The sequence below is a fragment of the Paramesorhizobium leguminum genome, assembly GCF_003217235.1.
Taxonomy (GTDB): domain Bacteria; phylum Pseudomonadota; class Alphaproteobacteria; order Rhizobiales; family Rhizobiaceae; genus Paramesorhizobium; species Paramesorhizobium leguminum.
Map to the genome: position 1 here is coordinate 55,191 of NZ_QJTF01000004.1, position 25,266 is coordinate 80,456.

22 protein-coding genes are annotated in these 25,266 nt (G+C 61.5%); 13 read left to right on the forward strand and 9 right to left on the reverse strand.

Annotated features, from left to right (window positions below):
• Nucleotides 1-67: 67 nt before the first annotated feature.
• The 12 genes from C7477_RS04590 to C7477_RS04645 all read left to right on the forward strand — a co-directional run bounded on the left by C7477_RS04590 (nt 68) and on the right by C7477_RS04645 (nt 14,703).
• The gene (locus C7477_RS04590; protein WP_110749799.1) at nt 68-979 is read left to right on the forward strand and encodes a Bug family tripartite tricarboxylate transporter substrate binding protein; all 912 of its coding nucleotides are present in this window, start codon (nt 68-70) and stop codon (nt 977-979) included.
• Entirely contained in the window at nt 976-1,461 is a 486-nt protein-coding gene (locus C7477_RS04595) for a tripartite tricarboxylate transporter TctB family protein (RefSeq protein WP_110749502.1), read from the forward strand. Before C7477_RS04590 ends, C7477_RS04595 begins: the two co-directional genes overlap by 4 nt.
• 21 nt (nt 1,462-1,482) lie before the next feature.
• Complete coding sequence (locus C7477_RS04600) at nt 1,483-3,000, forward strand: tripartite tricarboxylate transporter permease (protein ID WP_110749504.1); 1,518 nt, start codon at nt 1,483-1,485, stop codon at nt 2,998-3,000.
• 203 nt (nt 3,001-3,203) lie between these two features.
• Complete coding sequence (gene rimP, locus C7477_RS04605; RefSeq protein ID WP_110749506.1) at nt 3,204-3,887, forward strand: ribosome maturation factor RimP; 684 nt, start codon at nt 3,204-3,206, stop codon at nt 3,885-3,887.
• Between the two features lie 63 nt (nt 3,888-3,950).
• The gene (nusA, locus tag C7477_RS04610) at nt 3,951-5,564 is read left to right on the forward strand and encodes a transcription termination factor NusA (RefSeq protein ID WP_110749509.1); all 1,614 of its coding nucleotides are present in this window, start codon (nt 3,951-3,953) and stop codon (nt 5,562-5,564) included.
• A 38-nt stretch (nt 5,565-5,602) separates the two neighbouring features.
• Complete coding sequence (locus C7477_RS04615; RefSeq protein WP_110749511.1) at nt 5,603-6,271, forward strand: RNA-binding protein; 669 nt, start codon at nt 5,603-5,605, stop codon at nt 6,269-6,271.
• On the forward strand, nt 6,268-8,946 hold the full coding sequence (gene infB, locus C7477_RS04620; RefSeq protein ID WP_110749513.1) for a translation initiation factor IF-2: 2,679 nt from the start codon (nt 6,268-6,270) through the stop codon (nt 8,944-8,946). The genes C7477_RS04615 and infB overlap by 4 nt, the downstream gene beginning before the upstream one ends.
• 129 nt (nt 8,947-9,075) lie before the next feature.
• Entirely contained in the window at nt 9,076-9,516 is a 441-nt protein-coding gene (rbfA, locus tag C7477_RS04625) for a 30S ribosome-binding factor RbfA (protein WP_110749515.1), read from the forward strand.
• Between the two features lie 199 nt (nt 9,517-9,715).
• Nucleotides 9,716-10,693, forward strand: coding sequence for a tRNA pseudouridine(55) synthase TruB (truB, locus tag C7477_RS04630; protein WP_110749517.1), 978 nt, complete (start codon nt 9,716-9,718; stop codon nt 10,691-10,693).
• 225 nt (nt 10,694-10,918) lie between these two features.
• On the forward strand, nt 10,919-11,188 hold the full coding sequence (gene rpsO / locus C7477_RS04635) for a 30S ribosomal protein S15 (RefSeq protein WP_110749519.1): 270 nt from the start codon (nt 10,919-10,921) through the stop codon (nt 11,186-11,188).
• A gap of 236 nt (nt 11,189-11,424) precedes the next feature.
• Nucleotides 11,425-13,566, forward strand: a complete 2,142-nt coding sequence (gene pnp / locus C7477_RS04640) for a polyribonucleotide nucleotidyltransferase (protein ID WP_110749521.1) — start codon at nt 11,425-11,427, stop codon at nt 13,564-13,566.
• 114 nt (nt 13,567-13,680) lie between these two features.
• Nucleotides 13,681-14,703 carry a class I SAM-dependent methyltransferase gene (locus C7477_RS04645; protein WP_110749523.1) on the forward strand — a complete coding sequence of 341 codons (1,023 nt, stop codon included), beginning with the start codon at nt 13,681-13,683 and terminating at the stop codon, nt 14,701-14,703.
• Nucleotides 14,704-14,736: 33 nt separating this feature from the next.
• Here C7477_RS04645 and recF read toward each other — a convergent pair whose 3' ends face one another.
• The 7 genes from recF to C7477_RS04680 form a co-directional block, all read right to left on the reverse strand.
• On the reverse strand, nt 14,737-15,903 hold the full coding sequence (recF, locus tag C7477_RS04650; RefSeq protein WP_110749525.1) for a DNA replication/repair protein RecF: 1,167 nt from the start codon (nt 15,901-15,903) through the stop codon (nt 14,737-14,739).
• A gap of 10 nt (nt 15,904-15,913) precedes the next feature.
• Nucleotides 15,914-17,032 carry a DNA polymerase III subunit beta gene (dnaN, locus tag C7477_RS04655; RefSeq protein ID WP_110749527.1) on the reverse strand — a complete coding sequence of 373 codons (1,119 nt, stop codon included), beginning with the start codon at nt 17,030-17,032 and terminating at the stop codon, nt 15,914-15,916.
• 193 nt (nt 17,033-17,225) lie between these two features.
• Nucleotides 17,226-18,683 (reverse strand): chromosomal replication initiator protein DnaA, encoded by a 1,458-nt coding sequence (gene dnaA, locus C7477_RS04660; RefSeq protein WP_245411729.1) that lies wholly within the window; start codon nt 18,681-18,683, stop codon nt 17,226-17,228.
• A gap of 914 nt (nt 18,684-19,597) precedes the next feature.
• Nucleotides 19,598-19,864, reverse strand: coding sequence for a 30S ribosomal protein S20 (rpsT, locus tag C7477_RS04665; protein ID WP_110749532.1), 267 nt, complete (start codon nt 19,862-19,864; stop codon nt 19,598-19,600).
• 160 nt (nt 19,865-20,024) lie between these two features.
• A complete protein-coding gene (locus C7477_RS04670; RefSeq protein WP_110749534.1) occupies nt 20,025-20,798 on the reverse strand; it encodes an enoyl-CoA hydratase in 774 nt (257 codons plus the stop codon).
• 14 nt (nt 20,799-20,812) lie between these two features.
• Nucleotides 20,813-21,685 carry a bifunctional DNA-formamidopyrimidine glycosylase/DNA-(apurinic or apyrimidinic site) lyase gene (gene mutM, locus C7477_RS04675; protein WP_110749536.1) on the reverse strand — a complete coding sequence of 291 codons (873 nt, stop codon included), beginning with the start codon at nt 21,683-21,685 and terminating at the stop codon, nt 20,813-20,815.
• The gene (locus C7477_RS04680) at nt 21,678-22,907 is read right to left on the reverse strand and encodes a phosphopentomutase (protein WP_110749538.1); all 1,230 of its coding nucleotides are present in this window, start codon (nt 22,905-22,907) and stop codon (nt 21,678-21,680) included. The genes mutM and C7477_RS04680 overlap by 8 nt, the downstream gene beginning before the upstream one ends.
• Nucleotides 22,908-23,123: 216 nt before the next feature.
• Here C7477_RS04680 and C7477_RS04685 point away from each other — a divergent pair, with 216 nt between their 5' ends.
• Nucleotides 23,124-24,014, forward strand: a complete 891-nt coding sequence (locus C7477_RS04685) for a phosphate/phosphite/phosphonate ABC transporter substrate-binding protein (protein WP_181418343.1) — start codon at nt 23,124-23,126, stop codon at nt 24,012-24,014.
• Nucleotides 24,015-24,077: 63 nt separating this feature from the next.
• Here C7477_RS04685 and C7477_RS04690 read toward each other — a convergent pair whose 3' ends face one another.
• Both C7477_RS04690 and C7477_RS04695 read right to left on the reverse strand, forming a co-directional pair.
• The gene (locus C7477_RS04690) at nt 24,078-24,596 is read right to left on the reverse strand and encodes a TadE/TadG family type IV pilus assembly protein (protein ID WP_181418344.1); all 519 of its coding nucleotides are present in this window, start codon (nt 24,594-24,596) and stop codon (nt 24,078-24,080) included.
• A 90-nt stretch (nt 24,597-24,686) separates the two neighbouring features.
• Entirely contained in the window at nt 24,687-25,256 is a 570-nt protein-coding gene (locus C7477_RS04695; protein WP_181418345.1) for a TadE/TadG family type IV pilus assembly protein, read from the reverse strand.
• Nucleotides 25,257-25,266 lie beyond the last annotated feature (10 nt).

A 25,266-nucleotide genomic window follows, 5' to 3' on the forward strand; every position in this document is an offset into this window, starting at 1 on the left:
AGCAAGGGAGGATTGAATAATGCATCACACGCGCAAATTTTTGCTGACTTTCGCCGCAACGGCGGCCATGGCGTTTTCCACATCGGCCTTTGCGACCGACTACAAGATCATAGCCCCGGCGGCGCCGGGCGGCGGCTGGGACCAGACGGCCCGCACCATGCAGACGGTGCTGCAGGAAGACGGCATCTCCAAGAGCGTGCAGGTGGTGAACGTGCCGGGCGCCGGCGGCACCATCGGGCTGGCGCAATTCGCCAATCAGGCCAAGGGCGACCCTTCGCAGCTGATCGTCGGCGGCTATGTCATGGTCGGCGCGATCCTGACCAACGCTTCGCCGGTAACGCTTGCCGACGTCACGCCCATCGCTCGCCTGACCGGCGAGTATGAGGCCGTGGTGGTCCCCGCTGCCTCGCCGATCAAGTCGATGAAGGATCTGGTCGAGAAGCTGAAGGCTGATCCCGGCTCAGTCTCCTGGGGTGGCGGTTCCGCCGGCGGCACCGACCACATCGCCGCAGGCCTCATCGCCAAGGCGGTGGGCGTCGATCCGACCAAGGTCAACTATATCGCCTATTCCGGCGGCGGCGAGGCGCTCGCTGCTATTCTCGGCGGACAGGTGACAGTCGGCATCTCCGGCTATGGCGAATTCGAATCGCAGATCAAGGCCGGCACGCTGCGCATCATCGGCATCTCCAGCGACAAGCCGATCAAGGGCGTCGATGCTCCGACCTTCAAGGAAGCCGGTGTCGACGTTGCCGTCCAGAATTGGCGCATGGTCGCCGCCGCGCCCGGCATCACGGCGGAGCAGAAGGCGGCAATCACGGCGGATATCGAGAAGATGGTCAAGTCTAAGCCGTGGCAGGACGCGCTCGCCGCCAAGGGCTGGCAGGATACTTTCCTCGCCGGTGAAGCCTTCGACAAGCAGCTTGCCGCCGATACCACGGCAACGACCACCATTCTGAAGGACATCGGTCTCGTCAAATGACGAAAGCAAACCTGAATAACGGCCGGGCAAAGCCGGACAAACCGGCCTTTATCATCGCCGCCGCGCTTGCTGTCGTCGCCATCGTTGTCTTCTGGAAGACGGCGACGATGGGCGGCGCGGCGAGCTATTCCCGCGTCGGGCCGACGGCTTTTCCCTATGCCATATCCGCCGGGCTCTTGATTCTGGCGGTATGGACGGCATTCGAAGCCTGGCGCGGCGACTTTCCCAAGCGCGAGCCGCAAGAGATGGCGCCCATTCTCTGGATCGTCGGCGGCTTGGCTGCGCAGATGCTTCTGTTGAACATCACCGGCTTCTCCATCGCCACGGGCATCCTCTTCGCCGCCACCGCGCGCGGCTTTGGTCGCGGCCCGCTGTGGCAGACGATCCCGATGGGCATTGCGCTCGCCTTCGTCCTGTGGCTGGTTTTTGCCAAAGGGCTGCAGCTTTCGCTCCCCGCCGGCCCGCTTGAGCATTTATTTTAAGACATCGGAAGTAGCAGTCGCATGGATACATTCGCCCATCTGGCGCAGGGTTTTGCCGTCGCCCTCGAACCGATGAACCTGCTCTATGCGCTGATTGGCGTGACGCTTGGCACCGCCGTCGGCGTGCTGCCCGGCATCGGCCCGGCGCTCACCGTCGCGCTGCTTCTGCCCGTCACCTACAAGCTCGATCCCGCCGGTTCGCTCATCATGTTCGCCGGCATCTATTATGGCGGCATGTATGGCGGATCGACCACGTCGATCCTTTTAAACACGCCGGGCGAAAGTTCATCCATCGTCACCGCGATCGAAGGCAACAAGATGGCTAGGGCCGGGCGCGGCGGCCCGGCGCTGGCAACCGCCGCCATCGGTTCTTTCGTTGCCGGTTTGCTCGCCACGCTGGGGCTGGCGCTGCTGGCTCCCTGGGTGGTCAAGTTCGCGCTTTCCTTCGGCCCGGCGGAATATTTCGCGCTGATGGTGCTGGCCTTCATGACGGTTTCCGCCGCCTTCGGCGATTCCACGCTGCGCGGGTTGACCGCGCTCTTTCTCGGCCTGACGCTGGGGCTGATCGGCATCGATCTGCAGACCGGACAGGCGCGCCTTGCCTTCGGAGTTCCCGACCTTCTCGACGGCGTCGAGGTGACGACGCTCGCCGTGGCGCTCTTCGCCATCGGTGAAACGCTTGCCGTCGCTGCGGCGCATAGATCTGGCAAGGAACAGATCGAGCCGGTCAAGGGCTCGATCTGGATGAGCCGCGAGGATTGGGCCCGCTCATGGAAGCCATGGCTGCGCGGCACACTAATGGGCTTCCCCATCGGCGCGATGCCGGCGGGCGGCGCGGAAATCGGCACCTTTCTCTCCTATTCCGTCGAAAAACAGCTTGCGAAGAAGCCGGAGGAATTCGGCCATGGCGCCATCGAAGGCGTGGCCGGTCCGGAGGCCGCCAACAATGCCTCCGCCGCCGGAACGCTGGTGCCGCTCCTGACCCTTGGCCTGCCCACCACCGCCACGGCGGCCATCATGCTCGCCGGTTTCCAGCAATTCGGTCTCCAGCCCGGCCCGCTCCTCTTCGTCAACAGCCCGCAATTGGTCTGGGGGCTTATCGCAAGCCTGCTCGTCGCCAATTTCATGCTGCTGGTGCTGAACCTGCCGCTGATCGGCGTCTGGGTGCGACTCCTGTCGATCCCGCGCCATTGGCTCTATGCCGGTATCGTCGTTTTCGCGACGCTCGGCACCATCGGCGCCAATCCATCGACATTCGAGCTGGGAATGCTGCTCGTCTTTGGCCTTCTCGGCTATTTCCTGCGCCGGTTCGGCTATCCGATCGCGCCGGTGGTCGTCGGTCTGATTCTTGGGCCGATGGCGGAGCAGCAATTGCGCCGCGCCCTGTCCATCAGCCAGGGCGACCCCGCCGTGCTGGTGCAGTCGCCGATAGCAATCGCTCTGTTGGTGCTGGCCGTCGCCGCTGTGATCGTGCCGCTCATCATGCGCGCCCGCGGCAAGGGAAAATTGCTGGCTGAACTGGCGGCTAATGAAGACTGAGCATGGTCCCAAAAAGTTGCAGGCTTTTTGGATAAGATCATGCGGCTAAACCGACCTGATGCTTTTTCCGTCCCGCCCTTGAAAATTTCCGGCGGGGCGGGTATATAAGTTTCAAATTCTTGGTCGTCAGAACAAGGGTGGGTCCTTCCGGTCCCGCTCTTTTTTGTTACCTGACGCATGTTTGCATAAGGGAATAGGTCCGGGTGACGGAAGAAGCTGCAAAGCTCAATGACAACACGCTTGAGCAAAACGAAGCGCCTGTTAACGACGAGCGGATCATCCGCGAAACCGGCGTCGATGCGCGCGTAGCCGGCATCATTGAGCCGGTGCTTGAGGCGCTGGGCTTTCGGCTGGTGCGGGTCAGGCTCTCCGGTCTCAATGGTTTGACGCTGCAGATCATGGCAGAGCGCTTCGATGGCACGATGACCGTCGAGGATTGCGAGCTCGTCAGCCGCACGGTTTCGCCGGTTCTCGATGTCGAGGATCCGATCGACCGCAAATATCATCTGGAAGTCTCGTCGCCCGGTATCGACCGGCCTCTGGTCCGCAAGTCGGATTTCGCCAACTGGCAGGGACATATCGCCAAGGTCGAGACATCGCTCGTCCATAATGGCCGCAAGAAATTTCGCGGCCGCATCGCGGCGGTCGATGTCGACAGTGTGACGCTGGAGGCCGACCAGGCAAGCTATGGCGATGAGCCGTCCGCGACCATCCCTTTCGATCTTCTTGCGGAAGCGCGGCTGATCCTGACCGACGATCTGATCCGCGAAGCGCTGCGCAAGGACAAGGCGCTGCGCGAAGGCCGCATAGCCGATGACGAGCTGGGTTTGCCGGATGAACAGTCCGGCGAAGACGGTCCGGACGAAGGCGACGCAGACAAGAATTGACCTTATCGATCTTCATGCGCCCGGCGATGAACGAAGCGCCAGCGTGATATCAAGGAGAGAACCATGGCAGTCAGTGCAAACAGGCTAGAGCTTCTGCAGATCGCCGATGCGGTCGCCCGCGAGAAGTCGATCGACCGCGAAATCGTCATTGCGGCCATGGCCGACGCCATCCAGAAGGCGGCGCGCTCGCGCTACGGTCAGGAAACCAATATCCGCGCCGATATCAACGCCAAGACCGGCGAAATCAGGCTGCAGCGGCTTCTCGAAGTGGTCGAAAGCGTCGAGGATTATGCCACGCAGGTCCCGCTCGAAACCGCCCGTGACCGCAATCCCGATGCGCGGGTCGGTGATTTCATCGCCGATCAGCTTCCGCCGATGGATTTCGGCCGCATCGCCGCACAGTCGGCCAAGCAGGTCATCGTGCAGAAGGTGCGCGAGGCCGAGCGCGACCGCCAGTTTGATGAATACAAGGATCGTGTCGGCGAGATCATCAACGGCTCGGTCAAGCGTGTCGAATATGGCAATGTCATCATTGATCTTGGCAAGGGCGAGGCGATCGTCCGCCGCGACGAGCTGATCCCGCGCGAGGCTTTCCGCTATGGCGACCGCATCCGCGCCTATGTCTATGACGTGCGCCGTGAACAGCGCGGCCCGCAGATATTCCTGTCGCGTACCCATCCGCAGTTCATGGCAAAGCTTTTCACCATGGAAGTGCCGGAAATCTACGACGGCATCATCGAAATCAAGTCGGTCGCCCGCGATCCGGGTTCCCGCGCCAAGATCGCGGTCATCTCGCGCGATGCGTCCATCGATCCGGTCGGCGCCTGCGTCGGTATGCGCGGCTCGCGCGTTCAGGCCGTTGTCGCCGAGCTGCAGGGCGAGAAGATCGACATCATTCCGTGGTCGCCCGATGCGGCTTCGTTCATCGTCAATGCCCTCCAGCCCGCCGAAGTGGCCAAGGTTGTGCTCGATGAAGACGCGGAGCGTATTGAAGTTGTCGTCCCGGATGACCAACTATCCCTTGCGATCGGCCGTCGCGGACAGAATGTCCGCCTCGCCTCGCAGCTCACCGGTTGGGATATCGATATTCTGACGGAGCAGGAAGAATCCGAGCGCCGCCAGAAGGAATTCCTGGAGCGTTCGAACCTCTTCATGGATGCGCTCGATGTCGATGAAATGGTCGGTCAGGTGCTGGCCTCGGAAGGCTTCGCCTCCGTCGAGGAAATCGCCTTCGTGGAGTCGGACGAGATTGCCTCGATCGATGGTTTCGACGATGGTACGGCGAGTGAAATTCAGGAACGCGCGAGGGAATATCTCGACCGCATCGAGGGCGAGCGCGATCAGCGCCGCAGAGAGCTTGGCGTCGAGGACGATCTGCGCGAATTGCCTGGAATGACCACGGCGATGCTGGTGGCTCTCGGTGAAGACGGCGTCAAGTCCGTCGAGGATTTCGCGGGCTATGCGGTGGATGAGCTGGTCGGCTGGCGCGAACGCAAGGAAGGCGAGACGACCACCCATTCCGGCGTGCTGTCCTCGTTCGAAGTTTCGCGCGCCGACGCCGAGCAGATGGTACTGACCGCCCGTTTGAAGTGCGGCTGGATCACGGAAGAGGATCTGGCGAAAGGCATCGAAGAAGAAGCCACCGAAGAAGCGGAAGGCGAGGCGGCTTCCGAATAGGGGGCCGATAGCCTTTGGACAGCGAGTGTGCGGGAGAAATGGCGCTGGGAGCCGGGCGCGTGGAAGCGGAAATGAACGACAGGACCTGTATCGTTACACGCGAGAGCGGTTCCGCCGAGGACATGATCCGTTTCGTGGCGGGGCCGGATGGCTCCGTCGTCCCCGATTTGAAGCGCAATCTTCCCGGCCGTGGCTGCTGGGTCAAGGCGGAGCGGCGCCATGTGGATGAAGCGGTACGCAAGAAGCTGTTCCCCCGCGCCCTGAAAGAGGGCGTGACCGCGCAGGGCGATCTGGGCGCGCTGGTGGACCGGCTTCTGGTGAAGTCCGCTTTGGGCAGCCTTTCGCTGGCGCGCAAGTCGGGCGTCGTGGTAACGGGATCGGCCAAGGTCGACATCGCTATCCGCAACGGCAAGGCCCAGATGGTCCTGCATGTGCTGGACGCGGCCGCCGATGGCGTCCGTAAACTCGATCAGGCCCGGCGCGCGCTTGTCCACGTCGGGGGGCGGGATATCCCCGCCTTCACTCTTTTTACAAGCGACGAAATGGATTTGGCATTTGGTGGCGGAAATGTGATACATGCTGCCGTGCTTGAAGGAACGGCGGCGACCGGGTTCGTCACGCGGGCGCGCCTGCTGCATCATTTTCGCGGCGGAAGCGCAACGAATTCGGATAGATATGGCGGCAAAGCCGCGAAGGAAACGGAATGAGCGATAGCAAATCGAGCGACGACAAGACGCTGAGCGTCGATACCAAAAAGACGTTGACCCTGAAGCGGCCAGGCGTCGAGCAGAGCACCGTGCGCCAGAATTTCAGCCATGGGCGTACGAAGTCCGTTGTCGTTGAAACGAAAAAGCGTAAGTTTTCCCGGCCTGATGAAAAGCCGGTGGCTCCGGCGCCTGTTGCTCAGCCGGTGACGAAGCCGCATGTGGCGCCGGCTCCCGTGCCGCGCACCGAAACGCCGCCGCCGCCCAGGCAGCAGAAGCCCATGGGCCGTTCGGGCATGGTGCTGAACACACTGTCGCGCTCGGAGATCGAGGCGCGCCGCCGTGCGCTCGAAGGCGCGCAGGTGCGTGATGCCGAAGACCGTGTTCGCGCCGAGGAAGAGGCCAGGCGCCGGGCAGAGGAAGATGCCATCCGGGCGAAGGAGCGCGAGGAATCCGCGCGCCGTCAGGCCGAGGAAGAGGCTCGTCTGAAGGCCGAGGCAGCGGCCAAGCAGCGCGCCGAGGAAGAGGCGCGCAAGCGCACACCGGAAGCCGCTCCGGCACAGAATGCCGGTGCGCCCAGGAATGTTGCGCCCCGGGATCCGGGTAGGGATACAGGTGCGCCGAGGTCCGCCGCGCCCGCGCCGGTGCGCGGCAGGGGACCTGTGGTCGCCGACGAGTCGGAAGAGCGTCGTGGCGGCCCTGCCGGTGTCCGCCGTGGAGCGCCCGCCAAGGGAGCTCCGGTCAAGCCGGAAGTACGTACGCCTAAGGTCACCAAGACCGAAGACGATCGCCGCCGCGGCAAGCTGACGCTGACCAGCGCGCTCGATGACGACGCCGCTCGCGGCCGTTCGCTATCGGCCATGCGTCGCCGTCAGGAAAAAGCCCGCCGCGCGATGCAGCAGGAAACCCGCGAGAAGATTTCGCGCGAAGTGATTGTCCCTGAGACGATTACGATCCAGGAACTGGCGCAGCGCATGGCCGAGCGTTCGGTCGATGTCATCAAGTACCTGATGAAGCAGGGCCAGATGATGAAGCCCGGCGACGTGATCGATGCGGATATGGCGCAGCTGCTCGCGGAGGAGTTTGGCCACACTGTCAGGCGCGTCGCTGAATCCGACGTCGAGGAAGGCATCTTCAACGTTCAGGATGACACAGCGGCTTTCATGTCGCGTCCGCCTGTCGTCACCATCATGGGCCATGTCGACCACGGCAAGACCTCGCTGCTCGATGCCATCCGTAATGCCAATGTCGTGTCCGGTGAGGCCGGCGGCATCACGCAGCACATCGGCGCCTATCAGGTCGAGAAGAACGGCCAGAAGATCACATTCATCGATACGCCCGGCCACGCGGCCTTCACCGCGATGCGCGCCCGTGGCGCGCAGGCCACCGACATCGCCATTCTGGTCGTGGCGGCGGATGACAGCGTCATGCCGCAGACGATTGAATCGATCAACCATGCCAAGGCGGCAGGGGTGCCGATCATCGTCGCGATCAACAAGATCGACAAGCACGATGCCGACCCGCAGAAGGTTCGCACCGGGCTGCTGCAGCACGATGTCTTCGTTGAAACGATGGGCGGCGAGACGCTCGATGTGGAAGTCTCCGCCAAGACGGGCGCCGGTCTCGACAAGCTTCTGGAAACGATCCTGCTCCAGGCCGAAGTTTTGGATCTCAAGGCCGATCCGGATCGTACCGCCGAAGGTGTCGTCATCGAGGCGAAGCTCGATCGCGGCCGTGGTTCCGTCGCCACCGTTCTCGTCCAGAAAGGCACGCTCAAGCCGGGCGATATCATTGTCGCGGGTAGTGAATGGGGCCGCGTCCGCGCCCTCGTCAACGACCGTGGCGAAAACGTCAAGGAAGCCGGGCCGGCGTTGCCGGTCGAGGTTCTTGGACTGGGTGGACCGCCGCAGGCCGGCGACCGTCTTGCCGTGGTCGAGAACGAAGCCCGCGCCCGCGAAATTTCGGAATATCGCCAGCGTCTGGCCCGTGACAAGGCTGTCGCAAGACAGGCCGGTTCGCGCGGCTCGCTGGAACAGATGATGAGCCAGTTGCAGGCGAGCGGCTTGAAGGAATTCCCGCTGGTCATCAAGGGCGACGTGCAGGGCTCGGTCGAAGCTATCGCCGGCGCGCTGGAGAAGCTCGGCACCGACGAAGTGCGCGCGCGCATCGTGCATTCCGGCGCCGGCGGCATCACCGAGAGCGATATAGCGCTGGCGGAAGCCTCCAACGCGGCAATCATCGGCTTCAACGTTCGCGCCAATGTCCAGGCGCGCAGCGCCGCCGAGCAGCAGGGCCTTGAGATCCGCTATTACAACATCATCTACGATCTGGTGGACGATGTGAAAGCGGCAATGTCGGGCCTTCTGTCGCCGGAGCGCCGCGAAACCTTCCTCGGCAATGCGACGATCCTCGAGGTCTTCAACATCACCAAGGTCGGCAAGGTCGCGGGCTGCCGCGTCACCGAAGGCAAGGTCGAGCGCGGCGCGGGCGTCCGCCTTATCCGCGACAACGTGGTCATCCACGAAGGCAAGCTCAAGACGCTCAAGCGCTTCAAGGATGAAGTCTCCGAAGTGCCGGGCGGTCAGGAATGTGGCATGGCCTTTGAGAACTATGATGATATCCGCGCAGGCGATACCATTGAGTGCTTCCGCGTCGAGCATGTGACCCGCACGCTTTGACGGGAAACCGACTGCCCCATATAGCAGGATCGCGTCCGATTGGATGCGCTCCTGCATAAGTGGGCAACGACATCAAGGACGCATCCGCCGGTCTGATCCCGGCGATGCGGATTCTGGGATTACAAAATTATGTCTCGTTCTTCTTCTTCCGGCCTCTCGCAGCGCCAGCTTCGCGTCGGCGAGCAGGTCCGTCACGCCTTGAGCAATGTGCTCCAGCGCGGCGACATTACCGATCCTGTTCTGGAAAACAGCGTTCTCTCGGTTTCCGAGGTGCGCCTGTCGCCGGACTTGAAAATCGCCACCTGCTTCATTTCGGTCGTCGGCATGGCCGATAACGATGCCGTCATCAAGGCGCTGAGCACACATGCGAAGTTCATTCGCGGTCGCGTCGCCCCGGAGTTGCGGCAGATGAAATACATGCCGGAATTCCGTTTCCGTACAGATACCAGCTTCGACAATTTCTCCAAGATCGACGCGATCTTGCGCTCGCCGGAAGTCCTCCGCGATCTGCCCAATCCCCGCGATGATGAGGATGACGGTGACATGGACGGCGACGGCGGGAACGATTAGGCGCTGGACGCCCTCCCTCCCCCTTGCGGGGAGGGTGGCCCGAAGGGTCGGGTGGGGGTGGTGACGTTTGTGCTTCTGCTGGAGACCGTGGCGCAAACGTCACCACCCCCATCCGCCCGCTCTGCGGGCACCTTCCCCGCAAGGGGGAAGGAGAGCGCGGCAACCGCAAACGATTTAGTTAACAGGAACATCTCTGAGAATGGCAAGACGCGGTAAGAAAAAGGGCCGGCCGATTTCCGGCTGGGTAGTGTTTGACAAGCCGAAAGGCATGGGATCGACCGAGGCAGTCTCCAAGATCAAGTGGCTGTTCAATGCGGAGAAGGCGGGCCATGCCGGTACGCTCGATCCGCTGGCTTCCGGCATGTTGCCGATCGCGCTGGGAGAGGCGACCAAGACGGTGCCCTATGTCATGGACGGCGCCAAGATTTATCGCTTTACGGTCGCCTGGGGGCAGGAGCGTTCAACCGACGATCTCGAAGGCGGCGTGACGCAAACATCCGACAAACGTCCGGTGAAGGAAGAAATCCTGGCATTGCTGCCGCGATATACCGGCATCATCCAGCAGATTCCGCCGCAATTCTCCGCCATCAAGATCGGCGGCGAGCGCGCCTATGATCTGGCACGCGTGGGCGAAAGCGTCGATATTCCGGCGCGAGAGGTCGAAATCGCCAGGATCGATCTCATCGAAATGCCTGACGACACCCATGCGATCTTCGAGGTTGAATGCGGCAAGGGCACCTATGTGCGCTCGCTTGCCCGCGACATGGGCCGCGATCTCGAATGCTATGGCCATATCGCCGATCTGCGCCGTGTCGAGGTCGCGCCGTTTACACAGGAAGATTTCGTCACGCTGGAAGAGCTGCAAGCCGCATGGCCGCCCGTTGCTGAAAAAGAGCAGACGGAAGACGGCGAGGAAATTCCGATGCCCCGCCGCGATTTCAGCGCCATCGACGCGCTGGTGATCGATACCGGCGCGGCGCTCGATTGCCTGCCGCAAGTGGCGCTTTCCGACGAACAGGCCCACCGCATCCGCATGGGCAATGCGGTGATCCTGCGTGGACGCGATGCGCCCGTCGAGGCGGAAGAGGCGTGCGCCACGGTTCGCGGCCGGCTGCTCGCCATCGGCTATGTCGAACAGGGGCAGTTCAAGCCGAAACGGGTTTTCACGGCTGGATAGGGTGAGTAGGGCAGTAAGGCAGTAGGGCAATATGTTAAGCGCCAAACATACTGCCCTACTGCCTTACTGCCCCACTGCCTTTCGAGAAATAACTGGTGTTATCGCCCCTTTTGCCCTATATGCGCGGCATCGGCGGGGTTTCCCCTGCTGTATTGAACCGGCCCCCGCTGGACGACATCCCGGCCGTGGGCGACTTTTCTCCTCTCAATCAAGGAAGGAATTACGATGTCGATTACTGCTGAACGCAAGCAAGCCGTCATTCAGGAATACGCAACGAAGGCAGGCGATACCGGCTCTCCGGAAGTCCAGGTTGCCGTTCTCTCGGAGCGCATTTCCAATCTGACCGAGCACTTCAAGGACCACAAGAAGGACAACCACTCCCGCCGTGGCCTTCTGAAGCTCGTCTCGCAGCGCCGCCGCCTCCTCGACTATCTCAAGGGGGTGGACCAGAGCCGCTACCAGGTGCTGATCGGCAAGCTGGGCCTGCGCCGCTAGGCAATTCTCTTCGGCGGGCGTCCACGGCGCCCGCCGAAATTCAATCCGGCTTCTATTTCGTTCACGGAAGCCAGCCATGGACCTGTCATGGGGCAGGATTGCAGGCAGCTTGGCCAGATGCGAGATATCCGTTTCGTCCAAGTTTTCTGCTGTCTTGCCCGTGGCCTGTCCGCCAACGAAGCAGGGAAGGCGGGCGCGGCTAATGCGCGGCTTTCCCAAATGCCAAGGACTGAACCATGTTCAAAACCCATAAAGTCGAAATCGAATGGGGCGGTCGTCCGCTCATTCTCGAAACCGGCAAGATCGCCCGTCAGGCTGATGGCGCCGTGCTTGCCACCTATGGCGAAAGCGTTGTCCTCGCCACCGTCGTCTCCGCCAAGGAGCCGAAGCCGGGTCAGGATTTCTTCCCGCTCACCGTCAACTATCAGGAAAAGACCTACGCGGCCGGCCGCATCCCCGGCGGCTATTTCAAGCGCGAAGGCCGTCCGAGCGAGAATGAGACGCTCGTCTCCCGCCTGATCGACCGTCCGATCCGCCCGCTCTTCGCCGAAGGCTACAAGAACGACACGCAGGTCATCATCACGGTCCTCCAGCATGACCTTGAGAACAATCCCGACGTTCTGTCGATGGTCGCCGCCTCTGCGGCGCTGACGCTTTCCGGGGTGCCCTTCATGGGCCCGATCGGCGGCGCGCGCGTCGGCTTCATCAACGGCCAGTATGTGCTGAACCCGCATATCGACGAAATGCCGGAATCCAAGCTTGATCTCATCGTCGCCGGCACGTCGGATGCCGTGCTGATGGTGGAATCGGAAGCGCAGGAACTGCCGGAAGACGTGATGCTCGGCGCCGTCGTGTTCGGCCAGAAGGCATTCCAGCCGGTGATCGACGCGATCATCAAGCTCGCCGAAGTGGCTGCCAAGGAGCCGCGCGATTTCCATCCGGAAGATCTCTCCGCCATCGAAGCCGAAATGCTCGCCTTCATCGAGGGCGACCTGCGCGCCGCTTATAAGATCACCGACAAGCAGGCCCGCTACGCCGCCGTCGATGCCGCCAAGGCCAAGGTCAAGGCGCATTTCCTGCCGGAAGGCGAGGAAGCCAGGTACTCCGCCGAGAAAATCGCGACCGTGTTCAAGGAACTCCAGGCCAAGATCGTGCGCTGGAACATCCTCGACACCGGCCATCGCATCGATGGCCGCGATCTGACCACCGTGCGCCCGATCGAGGCGCAAGTCGGCATTTTGCCGCGCACGCACGGCTCCGCCCTGTTCACCCGTGGCGAGACGCAGGCGATTGTCGTCGCCACGCTCGGCACCGGCGAGGACGAGCAGTTCATCGATTCACTGACCGGCATGTATAAGGAAACCTTCCTTCTGCATTACAACTTCCCGCCGTTCTCCGTCGGTGAAACGGGCCGCATGGGTTCGCCCGGCCGTCGCGAGATCGGCCATGGCAAGCTCGCCTGGCGCGCCATCCACCCGATGCTGCCCGCCAAGGAGCAGTTTCCCTATACGATCCGGGCCGTCTCCGAGATCACCGAGTCGAACGGCTCGTCCTCGATGGCGACCGTCTGCGGCACCTCGCTGGCGCTGATGGATGCGGGCGTTCCGCTGGTGCGTCCGGTTGCCGGCATCGCCATGGGCCTGATCAAGGAAGATGAGCGTTTCGCCGTTCTCTCCGACATTCTCGGTGACGAGGATCATCTGGGCGACATGGACTTCAAGGTCGCCGGAACGGAAAACGGCATCACCGCGCTGCAGATGGACATCAAGATTGCCGGTATCACCGAAGAGATCATGAAGGTCGCTCTCGATCAGGCGAAGGGCGGTCGCGCCCATATTCTGGATGAAATGTCCAAGGCGCTCTCCGGCGCGCGCGCTGAACTCGGTGAGTTCGCTCCGCGCATCGAAGTGATGAACATCCCGACCGACAAGATCCGCGACGTGATCGGTTCCGGCGGCAAGGTCATCCGGGAGATCGTCGAGAAGACCGGCGCCAAGATCAACATCGAAGACGACGGCACGGTCAAGATCGCTTCGTCCAACGGCAAGGAGATCGAAGCGGCGAAGAAATGGATCCACTCCATCGTTGCCGAGCCGGAAATCGGCGAGATCTACGAAGGCACGGTCGTCAAGACCGCCGATTTCGGCGCTTTCGTCAATTTCTTCGGCCCGCGCGATGGCCTGGTCCATATCTCGCAGCTGGCCTCCGAGCGCGTCAACAAGACCTCCGACGTGGTCAAGGAAGGCCAGAAGGTCTGGGTCAAGCTGATGGGCTTCGATGAGCGCGGCAAGGTCCGCCTGTCGATGAAGGTCGTCGATCAGGAAACCGGCAAGGAAATCGTTTCGGACCGGAAGAACGCCGAAGCCGACGCGGATTAATCTTCGCCCTTTGAACAGAGAAAAGCGCGCTCCCGGGCGCGCTTTTTTATTTGCCCCATTTTTTTATTTATCCAGTGATTCCGCATTTCGGGAAGATGAGATAAAGGACCTTCCATGGCTTCCCCCGCGCAACAGACACTCTTCCTGCCCTACGAAAACGGCATATTGCCCCTGCCCGGCGAGGGAGCGCGCTTCCTTGTGGCCGGCATCGAGGCGGATATGGCGCCGAGCGACGCCTGGAAAAGAGCGCTCACCTGCCTTCAGCCATTCCGCCCGGATTATCTCACGCTGGAGCGGGCAGGGTTCCACGTCGTGCCAAGGCTTGGAGGTAGCGCCGGTTTCGATGGCGGGCTCATGCTCATCGGCAAGCACCGTGGCCGCAACGAGCAATGGTTCGCCGATCTCCTTTCACGTGTGGCGCCGAATGGCACCATCGTCGTGTGCGGCGATAAGAAGCTTGGTATCGATGGTTTCCGCAAATGGGCGGAGAAGGTTGCTGTGGCGGAAGACCGGCTATCCAAGAACCACGCCGTCGTGTTCTGGATGAAGCGGCCTTCGGAGTTGTCGGAAGAGGCAATAAATGCTCTGCGCCCGGTGGGAAAGCGTGTTGATAACCGGTTCGACACCGCGCCCGGCATGTTCTCTTATGGTGATATCGACAAGGGTTCGGCGCTGCTTGCCTCTCATCTGCAAGGCCGGCTGAAGGGCGCTGTGGCCGATTTCGGCGCAGGTTGGGGCTATCTTTCCGCCGAGTGCGTGAAACACCCGCAGAAGATCAGCAAGCTCGACCTCTACGAGGCGGATTTCGAGGCCATCGAAGCCGCGCGGAAAAATCTCTCCGGCTTGTCAGGTGGCATTCCGTTGGGTTTCTTCTGGCATGATCTCGTCGCTGAGCCAGTGATGGAAATCTACGATACCGTGGTGATGAACCCGCCCTTTCACGAGGGTCGCGCGATGGATGTATCGCTTGGGATAAATTTCATCGCCGTCGCCGCGCGGCGGCTCAAGCCCGGCGGCAGGCTGCTTCTCGTTGCCAACCGGCAACTGCCCTATGAGGCGGCGCTGGCGCCGCTTTTCCGTTCGGTGGAAATGTTACAGGATGCTCAGGGGTTCAAGGTGATCGAGGCGCGGCGGTAATTCAGGCGGCTTCTGTTGGAATCCTCTCTGGAACTACCCAGCGCCAAGCGTTCCGCCCGATACGGTGAAAAACTGCGCCCGGTCACCAAGCGCGTCGAACAGCGCGCGGTCCGTGCCTGTCATGAAGGCTTGGCCGCCCAGATCGTCAATGATGCCGAAAAGCGCTGCGCGGCGTCCCTCGTCAAGATGCGCGGCGATTTCGTCGAGAAGCAGGATCGGCGCCATGCCCGACAATTCGCCGGTGAGGCGCGCGTGTGCCAGAACGAGCCCGATCAGCAGCGCCTTCTGTTCACCCGTCGAACAGAGCCCAGCCGGCATTGACTTCGGCCTATGGCGGACGATCAGGTCGGTGCGGTGCGGCCCTTCGAGCGTACGCCCTGCGGCGCGGTCGCGCGGGCGGCCATCACGCAATGCGCGTCGGAAGTCCTCCTCCAGGTCGACCGCCGGCGTGCTTGCGATACGCTCTTCAAGCGCGCCTTCGAGAAAGCAGTCCGACCGGGGAAACGGTCCTTCCTGCGGCAGGCGCTCGATCATGGAAGTGATGAGGTGCATCAGTTCGGCGCGCGCGGCGGCGATTGCCGTGCCGAGTTCCGCCATCTGCGCCTCGATCGCATCGAGCCAGCCCGCATCGCTGCGTTCCTCGGTGAGAAGCCGGTTGCGGCTGCGCATCGCTTTTTCGTAATCGAGCACACGCCTGCCATGGGCGGTATCGATGGCAAGCACCATGCGGTCCAGAAAACGTCGCCTGTCGGCCGCGGGGCCGGTGAAGAGGCCGTCCATGGCGGGCGCCAGCCAGATGATGCGGGAATAATCGAGAAGCGCGTCAGCGGACGCTGCCTGCGCGCCATTGATGCGCGCCTTGCGGGCGGTATCGCCGATCGCATTGCCGGCAAGCCCGGTGCCAACTTCGACCTCGCCGTAAGCGGCACATTCGAGCGCCGCATGGATGGCGAAGCCATCCGGCGCACCGTTTTGCGTCACGTCGGGATAGGTTGCGCGTCGCAGGCCGCGTCCGGGGGAGAGGAAGGAAACGGCTTCCAGAAGATTGGTTTTGCCCGATCCGTTCTCGCCGGTCAGAACGACATGGGCAGGCGAAAGCGACAGCGAAAGGCCGGAATAATTGCGGAAATGCGCCAGGCGAAGCCGCCGAACCGCCACCCGGTCCGGGCGTCTTTCCTCTTCCTTTGTCCTGCCCGTCACCGCAATGCCGTCAAACGCGCATCGGCATCAGCACATAAAGGGCATCTTCGTCGCCGGTATCGCGCACCAGTGTCGGCGATCCGGCGTCGGCCAGGAGGAAGATGGCGTTGGTGCCGGAAAGCTGTGCCGTGATGTCGAGAAGATATTTGGAGTTGAAGCCGATCTCGATCGCGTCAGCGTCGTAATCGGCCGGCAATTCATCCGTAGCGCTGCCGGAATCCGGATTGTTGACCGTGAGCGTCAACTGTCCATCGGCGATGGCGAGCTTCACCGCGCGTCCGCGCTCGCTCGAAATGGTCGAGACGCGGTCGACGGCGGAGGCGAAGCTCTGCCGGTCGATGGTCAGTTTCTTGTCGTTGCCGAGCGGAATGACGCGCTGATAGTCCGGAAACGTGCCGTCGATCAGCTTCGAGGTGAGGACGATGGAACCGATAGTGAACCGGATCTTGGCTTCGGAGAGTTCGACCGTGACCGTCACTTCCGGATCGTCGACGAGCTTTTGCAGTTCCGCCACCGTCTTGCGCGGAATGATGATGCCCGGCATTCCCTCTGAGCCGGCGGGCGCCTCCAGATCAGCGCGCGCCAGACGGTGCCCGTCGGTCGCCACGGCGCGCAGCTTCAGCGCGCCATCGTTCTCGATGGTGTGCAGATAGATGCCGTTCAGATAATAGCGCGTCTCTTCGGTGGAGATGGCGAACTGCGTGCGGTCGATCAGCCGCTTCAGCGCGCTCGCCGGAAGCTTGAAACTATGCGTGAAAGACCCGGCGGTCAGTTCGGGAAAATCCGATTGCGGCAGGCATTGCAGCCGGAAGTTCGAACGGCCCGATGCGACGGCGAGCGAATTTCCGTCCGGATTGGTGGCGAGCAGCACTTCCGCTCCATCCGGCAGCTTGCGCACGATGTCATAAAGCAGGTGAGCGGGAACGGTCGTAGCGCCAGCCTGCTCCGCCATGGCGGGCGTCGCCTCGGTGATCTCAAGATCGAGATCCGTCGCCTTGAGCTGTAGGCTCGCGCCATCGGCTGCAAGCAGCACATTCGACAAGATGGGTATGGTGTTGCGCCGCTCGACGACGCGATGAACGTGATTAAGCGACTTCAAGAGATTGGAACGTTCGAGAGCGACACGCATGATGGACCGGACTCACTGACTTCTGGCCGGCGAGGCGAGCCATCGGCTTCGCCTGCCGGAACGGGACGGGTGGCCGTCCCAAGGGGGTATAAAGTGGCAGATATGGGGGCTTAAAAGCAAGCCCGCGCGAAACGGATAGCTCCGCGCAAGCCGCCTTTCTGTTGATAACCGCTTTTGGCTGGGAGAGTTCGGATCACGCCGCCTGGTCGTTGATCAGCCGCTTTAGAAGCTCCAGCTCTTGCGCCAGCTTCTGGTCGGCCCCGACCATATCCTCAACCTTGCGCACCGCATGGAGAACAGTGGTGTGGTCGCGCCCGCCGAAGCGGCGCCCGATCTCGGGAAGTGAGCGTAGCGTCAGCATTTTTGCCAGATACATCGCCACTTGGCGCGGCTTGACGATTGTGCGCGTACGCCGGTTGGATAAAAGATCCTGCTTGGAAACATTGTAATGGCGCGCGACGATGCGCTGGATTTCCTCGATGCGGATGCGCTTCGGCTCGCCCGCGCGGGTCAGGTGCCCCAGAAGCTCGTCGACGCGCTCGATGGAGAGGTTGGGTTCGAAGGACTGGCGGAAGAGAAGTTGATTGAACGCCCCTTCCAGCTCGCGGCCAGAGCCGGTGACGGTCAGCGCCACATGGGCAAGAATTTCCTCGGGAATGTTGAGGCTGTGATCCTCAACCTTCGCGGCGGCAAGGCGGCGCTTGAGGATTTCAAGACGCATCTCATAGTCCGGCGCGGCGATTTCCAGCGCGACGCCGCCCTGGAGCCGCGAGCGCACCCGTACGTCGAGCGATTCCAGCTCTGAAGGCGGACGATCGGCGGCTACCACCACCTGCTTGGCGCTGTCGAGCAGCGTGTTGAGGAGATGGCAGAACTCGTGCTGAATCGACTTGCCCTGCAGGAACTGCATGTCGTCGATGATGAGCAGGTCGATATCGCGGAGCTGCTCCTTGAAGGAGAGAGCATTGTTGTCGCGGATGGCGGTGGCGAAGCGCCACATGAAATATTCCGCCGTCAGATAGACGACGCGCGCCTTTTCAGGCCGTTTCAATGCGGCGGCAGCGATAGCCTGCAGCAGATGTGTCTTACCCAGGCCGACGGCGGCATGGATGAACAGCGGATTGAAGCGAACAGCGCTGGAGCCCGCCTCGGCGATGGTGCGGGCGGCGGCGAGAACGACGCGGTTGGACGCCCCGTCGACGAAGCTATCGAACGTATAACGCGGGTCAAGCGGGGAGCCGAGCACAGCGCTTTGAACGGAGCCATCGGCGAACGCCGGGGGCATGCGCTTCTCGGGGCTCGTCTGGCCAACGGGAAAGGCGACCTTCTCGCGAACAGGCTGGCGCGGTTCCATTACGTCGCCCGCCGGGATGGCAAGAGCGGGACGGGCGGCACGGCTGACGCTGCGCACAACGACCTCGACCTTGAGTATCTGCTCGTTCTCTTCCTGCCAGAGCTGCGTCAGGAGCTCGGAATAATGGTTGTTGATCCATGAGCGCAGGAAGGCGGTGGGAACGGAGAGACGGACGACGCTTTTGGAAATCTCGTCGAGCTTCAGGCGACCGAACCAGCTGGAATAGATCTCACTGCCGACACGCGCCTTGAGCTTGCTCATCAACCGCTCGAATACGGCCTCACCGTTCGGATCCATCGTATCCCTCTCGAAACCTGAAACTGAAACTGGAATTGCCGGAATGGCGGGCGGGTACGCCTCATTGCGCATCTCACTGTTCGCCTTGCTGCTCAAAATCATACTGCCTCGCCTGTCATCTGCTTCCGGCGCGCCGTGATCGGCGCTTCTCGTTATTCCCTGGGCCCCACCCGACCCGTATCGTCCAGCCTGCCGGCTGACCTCTACGACTCACTCCCCTATCGTCCTGTTGCTGATTGCCTTTATGCCGCCGTTCAACAACCACCCATTTTTTCATTTGCCGCGTAAACGTTCGTTCCGGTTAATGCCCGGTTAATGATGAACATCGCGTTCAGCGCCTCATTTTCCCATCGCCGAATTTTTCGGCAATGCGACTCCGTTCGCAGGCAAAGCCTGCGTTCGAACCGAACAGTTTGTTTTTGCTGACCCTGGGCCCGTGGCCCATCCCTCTCGATGGAGGGACATTACAAAACCCTGACCGCCAAGGGCAAGGGCGAAGCTTACCGTTTTTTAAGCCTCGCCCCTCGCCCGGCGGTGTGTCGCGGGGCGGCATCGAAACGATAAACGGGATAAGGCCTTCGGATTCAAAGCGTTTTTTGGCGAGTCGTTTTTCACGTCGCGCCGTTGCGCTGGATTGGAAAAAAAATTTAAAAAACAGCTTGACATTCGGGGGCTTCGAGAATTTTTCCCCGCCCTGTGGATATCTGTGGATGAGGAAGTGTAACCCATTGAATAAGCGACACAATTTACAACGCCGCTACTTTTCTCCGCAAAAGGTTTTTTACATAAATATTACCGCTCCGGACCGTTAAAAATCGCGTCCGGGATATCTCCATCAGCCTGGTTTCTGTGCCGAAAACAAAAAACCCGGCTAACGATAGCCGGGTTTTCATAAAACGATGCGGGGGGAGATATCAGGCGGCCATCGTCTTCAGGCGCTTGGCAAGACGGGAGATCTTGCGGGAGGCGGTGTTCTTGTGCACCACGCCCTTGCTGGCCGCGCGCATCATTTCCGGCTCTGCAGCCTTGAATGCCGCCTGGGCTGCCGTCTTGTCGCCGCTGGTGACTGCGTCCTCGAACTTGCGCAGGAAGGTGCGGACGCGCGAACGGCGCGCCTTGTTGACTTCCGTGCGGGCTTCAATTTTGCGCACCGCTTTCTTGGCCGAAGGAGTATTGGCCATGAATGCCTCTCTTTTCTGTCCGCTATCCGGCCATGCGCCGGCGTGAAAACCATATGGGCCGCCCGAAAGGCCGCCAAACCGTGCGGGGCTTATAGATTAGCTTTTCCGTCGCGTCAATCAATTCCTGAGCGACTCTCGAGGGTTTCTCGACGTATCATTCTTAGCGGTTCTTGAAGGCAGGTGTCCGCTTTTCGACAAAAGCGCTCATGCCTTCCTTCTGGTCTTCCAGCGCGAACATGGAATGGAAGAGCCGCCGCTCGAAGCGCAAGCCCTCGCCAAGTGTCGTCTCATAGGCGCGGTTGACCGTTTCCTTGGCCATCATGACGACGGGCCGCGAGAAAGACGCGATCCTGGCTGCGGCGCGAAGCGCCTCGTCAAGGAGGTCCTCGCTTGGCACCACGCGCGCCACCAGCCCGGATCGTTCCGCCTCGTCGGCATCCATCATCCGGCCGGTGAGGCATAAATCCATCGCCTTGGCCTTGCCGATAAACCGGGCGAGGCGCTGCGTGCCGCCCATGCCCGGCATGATGCCGAGCGTGATCTCCGGCTGGCCGAATTTGGCGGTTTTCGCCGCAATGATGAAATCGCACATCATGGCGAGTTCGCAGCCGCCGCCGAGCGCATAGCCGGCCACCGCGGCGATTACCGGCTTGCGCGCGCGGGTGATCTTTTCCCATTCGCCAAGAAAATCGCTTCGATAGGCGCCTACGAAATCGAGTGCCTGCATCTCCTTGATGTCAGCCCCGGCGGCGAAGGCTTTCTCCGAGCCGGTGATGACAATCGCGCCGATGCGCTCATCGGCATCGAACTGCTCGAGCGCCGCGTTCAGTTCGCCAAGCAGGGCGGCGTTCAACGCATTGAGCGCCTGCGGGCGGTTGAGCCTGATAAGACCGACGGCGTCGAAGGTTTCGACGAGGATGTTTTCAAAGGCCATGGCGGTAATTTCCTTTATTTCTGGCAGCGGGCGCAGAAGAATGTCGAGCGGCCGCTTTGCACGATGCGCTCGATCGTGCCGCCGCAGCCGGGGCGCGGGCAGGGCGAACCCTCACGATCGTAAACCGAAAAGCTGTGCTGGAAATAGCCGAGCGTGCCGTCGGTCTGGCGATGGTCGCGCAAACTCGATCCGCCCGCCGCGATTGCCTCGGTGATGACCTCGCGGATGGCGTAGGCAAGTGCGTCGGCTTGGCTTGCCCGATTTCTCCCGGCGATGCTCCCTGCCGCGCGCGCGGGCGAGAGCCCGGAACGCCACAGCGCCTCGCAGACATAGATATTGCCCAGGCCGGCGATCAGCCGCTGATCGAGGAGCGCCGCCTTGAGAGGGCTCTTTTTGTCACGGAAGAGTTGAGCCAGCAATTCGCCGGAAAGCGCATTGCCGGTTGGCTCTACGCCAAGACCGCTCAAGCTCGGATGGCAGTCGAATGTTCCGGGCTCCGCCAAGGTTATGAAACCGAAGCGTCGGGGATCGTTATAAATGATGCGCGCCGCGCCGCCGTTCTTGCGCTCGATATGCAGGACCAGATGATCATGCAGCGTATTCTTCGAGCCGTCGTTGTGAGCAGCGCCATCCTCCGTCTCGATGCGATAGGAGCCTGACATGCCGAGATGGCTTATGACGCAGAGACCGTCATCGAGATGGATCGTCAGATATTTCGCTCGCCGTCCCAAGGCCTCGATGCGCCGCCCCCGCAACCTTTCAGCGAAGCGTTCGGGGAAGGGAAAACGCAGATCGGCGCGGCGTTGCTCGACTGCGACGATCCGCGCGCCTTCCATGACCGGCTGCAATCCGCGCCGGACAGTTTCCACCTCGGGCAGTTCAGGCATTTTCCACCGGAAGGAAGCTTGTGCCGTAATTGCCGGCGGGTAGGCCCAGATGCGCGGCCACCGTCTCACCAATATCGGCAAAGGTTGGCCGGATGCCTATGGTGCCCGCGCCCGCGCCGTGGATCAGCACCGGCACCCGTTCGCGCGTGTGATCGGTCCCTGCCCATGTAGGGTCGCAACCGTGATCGGCGGTGAGAATCAGGAGATCGCCCGGCTTCATCAGGGTCATCGCTTCCGGCAGCCGGCGGTCGAAGGCCTCCAACGCGGCGGCATAGCCCGGTACGTCGCGGCGATGGCCGTAGAGCATGTCGAAATCGACGAAATTGGTGAAGACGAGATCGCCATCCCGCGCATCGCGCATTGCTTGCAGTGTCGCGTCGAACAGGGCCATGTTGCCATTGGCCTTGCGCGCATCGGTCACGCCGCGATGGGCGAAAATATCGCCGATCTTGCCGACGCCAATCACATTGCGCCCCGCCTCCGCTAAGCGGTCGAGAATGGTCGGTTCGGGCGGAGGAACCGAATAATCACGGCGGTTGCCGGTGCGCTGGAATGTGGACGCCGTCTCGCCCGTGAAAGGCCGTGCGATGACGCGTCCGATATTCATGGGATCGACCAGCTCACGCGCGATTGCACAAAGCGCGTAAAGCCGCTCCAGTCCGAAATGCCTTTCATGCGCGGCGATCTGCAGCACGGAATCGGTCGACGTATAGAATATCGGTTTGCCCGTGCTGACATGCTCCTCGCCGAAGCGCTCGACGACTTCCGTGCCGGAAGCATGGCAATTGCCGAGTGTGCCCGGAATTGCCGCGAGGCGGGCTACCTCATCAAGAAAATCGGCGGGAAAGGCCGGTATGGCGCGCGGGAAATAACCCCAGTTGAACAGCACCGGTACGCCCGCGATCTCCCAATGACCGGACGGCGTGTCCTTGCCGCGCGAAACTTCATTCGCCGTACCCCACAGCCCTTGCGGTGGCGCAGCGCCATCGAGACCTTCGGGAACCTTGCCCGTTGCAAGTTTTGCCGCATGGGCAAGCCCGAGCGCCGTCATGTTCGGCAGGACAAGCGAACCGGCGCGCAGACCCTCGCGATCACCCGTGCCGGCGGCACAGGCGGCGGCAATATGGCCCAGCGTATCGGCGCCCGTATCGCCGAACTGGCCGGCATCAGGCGCGCCGCCGATTCCGAAGGAATCAAGCACGAAAAGGAAGGCACGAGGCATTTGATTTATCCGTTCATCTATTGCCATCAGAGATAGGAGAAAATCGGCGGGAAGACAAACAGGCCCCCGCATCACCGAAAATTCATCATGGTTAAGAGTGCTTTAACAGTTAGGGCCGCACAATGATTCCAGGGCGAACAAAAAAGACTGAAATCGAAGTGGGAAACCATCAGGGGTTTCTGGAAAATGTTTTCGGCCCATACATTTCCGAGAGCGATGTTTCTCGGCATATTCACCGTTCTGGGATTTGGCGTTCCCGCCCATGCCGATTGGCGCAAGGAAATGGGGCGTTTCCGCATCGGCGTAGCGTCGCCGCGCGTCGCGGAATTGAGCCCCGCCGATATCGACAAAGTGAAATCGGCCTATTCGAAGGCGCTCGATATGCCTGTCGAACTGGTACAACTGCCGGACATTCCCGCGCTCATCGATGCGCAGGCGGGGGAGCGCGTCGATTACGCCATCGATACGTCCGCAGCCTACGCGGCGGTCTATGCTGCCTGCAAATGCGTCGAGCCGCTCGTTGCCCCGGTGGGGGCGGACGGCTCGCTCGGCATCCGTTCTATCCTGCTTTTGCGGCCGGGCATCGACGAAAAGAACATGACGAGCCTGAACATCGCCATGCCTGCGGATAGGGCGAAAGCCGCAGCGCTCACGCCGATTTCCGCCTACATGGCCTCGGGCAATAGCACCTATGCCGCCCACGAAACTTTCATCGATGCGGGCTCGCTGGAAAACGCGGAAAAACTGTTCGTGGCCGGCAAGGCCGATGGTTTCTTCGGCTGGGTGCCGGCAAGCGGCGATGATAAAAGCCCAAGCGGCGGCACGCTGTCGCGGTTGAAAAAGCATGGGCTGAAACCGGGAAGTTACCGGATTGCCTGGGAATCCTCGCTCCTGCGCTATGGACCGCATGCGGTGCGCACCAATCTCGCGCCTGAAGCGAAGCTTATCCTGCGCCGGTTTCTGGTTGCGCTTTCAACGCAGGATCCCGACACTTACGATCTTCTCGACCGTATGCATGGCGGTGGATTCGTTGCCGTCGGCCCGCATGATTATCGTGTGCCGCAACGGATGCTTTCGGCCATAATCGGACAGAAGAAAGAGCTTTAGCGCCCCTGTCGTCATTCTCAGGCTTATGGCAGATCCCCGCCAAGGGCGAGGATGAGGGTAGGGCTAGCAGTTTGAACAGGCGATGGCGTTCGACAGGCGGGGGCCCAGATAATAAGTTTCCGAAAGGGGCAGGGCACCAGTTGTCGAGGCGATATTGCGCAAGCCCCATGTGGTAATCGGCACATAGGAAAGCGCCACGTCCACTTTGATGAGGAAAGCGCCCGGCGCGTGCAGCGGCACGGGGATGTCTATGCCGGCACCCTTTGTATCGGCTGTCAGACCGCCTTCGCCATAGGACCATGAAACTGTGGCAGCCGGATTGTTTTTCTTTTGCTCGACCTGAATGGCCGTGATGCGGATGCCCGCCCCGTCGGTGTCGCGATCATAAGGATAGAGCGTCGCCGCGCCGATCTTGGCGATATCCTCAAGCTGGGCTTTCGATACGCTCGGCTGCTGTGCCACGATGTCGGCGATAATGCCGGAGGCGCGGCTGACATTCTTGTCCACCTCCAGCCCCATGCTCAGTTCCACCGCTCCCAGATAGATCAAGATAATGAGCGGCGCGACCAGCACAAACTCCACTGCCGCGACGCCAGATCGGTCAAATATAAACCGGCTAATTATATTGGATGGCGCCCTTGAATGTTGCCTTTTCATAAACGTCCCTCCCGTTCATTCGACAATATATGGCTCGTTCTGCCAGGTGGTGGTCGCAAAGAGCGGCCATGTTCCGTCGCTGTTCGCCTGTTTCATTTGCCGGCGCATGATATCGGTAAGCAGCGGCCAGCGATAAAGCGCATTCATCTGGTTGATCGAAAGCCTGCCTCCGGGGCGGGCCGTATCGCCAAGCGTCAACTGGCCGCTGGCATTGATGATGCCGCTCTTCTTTCCCTTGGCAAAGGTGGGAACCTCGTCGAAGCTCGAATAGAACTGCGCGTTGACGGTCAAGGCGGGGCAGCCGGAGGGAACCATGATTTCGATCTGCTCGCAGATGAGGTCGCGCAGCTTGGTGCCCTGCAGATCCGCCGCCTGCAACTCGCCGGTGCGCAACTGCCGGGCGACCCGGTCAACCGCGTTCGACAAGAGTTGCTGCCCCATGAAACTGACGCAGACCTCGATGATCGAGAACAGGAGCAAGAGGAAGGGAAAGAGCAAAAGCGAAAATTCTATCGCCGTCGCGCCGCCGCGATCGCACCTGAAACGGCGCAGAAGCGCGATCATCCTTGATTGATGCAATTGCATGCCCCAGCCC

Coding starts and splice junctions, on each gene's coding strand:
- C7477_RS04590 (WP_110749799.1), top strand. CDS start 68: ATGGCGTTTTCCACATCGGCCTTTGCGACCGACTACAAGATCATAGCC.
- C7477_RS04595 (WP_110749502.1), top strand. CDS start 976: ATGACGAAAGCAAACCTGAATAACGGCCGGGCAAAGCCGGACAAACCG.
- C7477_RS04600 (WP_110749504.1), top strand. CDS start 1,483: ATGGATACATTCGCCCATCTGGCGCAGGGTTTTGCCGTCGCCCTCGAA.
- nusA (WP_110749509.1), top strand. CDS start 3,951: ATGGCAGTCAGTGCAAACAGGCTAGAGCTTCTGCAGATCGCCGATGCG.
- C7477_RS04615 (WP_110749511.1), top strand. CDS start 5,603: ATGGCGCTGGGAGCCGGGCGCGTGGAAGCGGAAATGAACGACAGGACC.
- infB (WP_110749513.1), top strand. CDS start 6,268: ATGAGCGATAGCAAATCGAGCGACGACAAGACGCTGAGCGTCGATACC.
- rbfA (WP_110749515.1), top strand. CDS start 9,076: ATGTCTCGTTCTTCTTCTTCCGGCCTCTCGCAGCGCCAGCTTCGCGTC.
- truB (WP_110749517.1), top strand. CDS start 9,716: ATGGCAAGACGCGGTAAGAAAAAGGGCCGGCCGATTTCCGGCTGGGTA.
- rpsO (WP_110749519.1), top strand. CDS start 10,919: ATGTCGATTACTGCTGAACGCAAGCAAGCCGTCATTCAGGAATACGCA.
- pnp (WP_110749521.1), top strand. CDS start 11,425: ATGTTCAAAACCCATAAAGTCGAAATCGAATGGGGCGGTCGTCCGCTC.
- C7477_RS04645 (WP_110749523.1), top strand. CDS start 13,681: ATGGCTTCCCCCGCGCAACAGACACTCTTCCTGCCCTACGAAAACGGC.
- dnaN (WP_110749527.1), bottom strand. CDS start 17,032: ATGCGTGTCGCTCTCGAACGTTCCAATCTCTTGAAGTCGCTTAATCAC.
- dnaA (WP_245411729.1), bottom strand. CDS start 18,683: ATGGATCCGAACGGTGAGGCCGTATTCGAGCGGTTGATGAGCAAGCTC.
- rpsT (WP_110749532.1), bottom strand. CDS start 19,864: ATGGCCAATACTCCTTCGGCCAAGAAAGCGGTGCGCAAAATTGAAGCC.
- C7477_RS04670 (WP_110749534.1), bottom strand. CDS start 20,798: ATGGCCTTTGAAAACATCCTCGTCGAAACCTTCGACGCCGTCGGTCTT.
- mutM (WP_110749536.1), bottom strand. CDS start 21,685: ATGCCTGAACTGCCCGAGGTGGAAACTGTCCGGCGCGGATTGCAGCCG.
- C7477_RS04680 (WP_110749538.1), bottom strand. CDS start 22,907: ATGCCTCGTGCCTTCCTTTTCGTGCTTGATTCCTTCGGAATCGGCGGC.
- C7477_RS04685 (WP_181418343.1), top strand. CDS start 23,124: ATGTTTCTCGGCATATTCACCGTTCTGGGATTTGGCGTTCCCGCCCAT.
- C7477_RS04695 (WP_181418345.1), bottom strand. CDS start 25,256: ATGCAATTGCATCAATCAAGGATGATCGCGCTTCTGCGCCGTTTCAGG.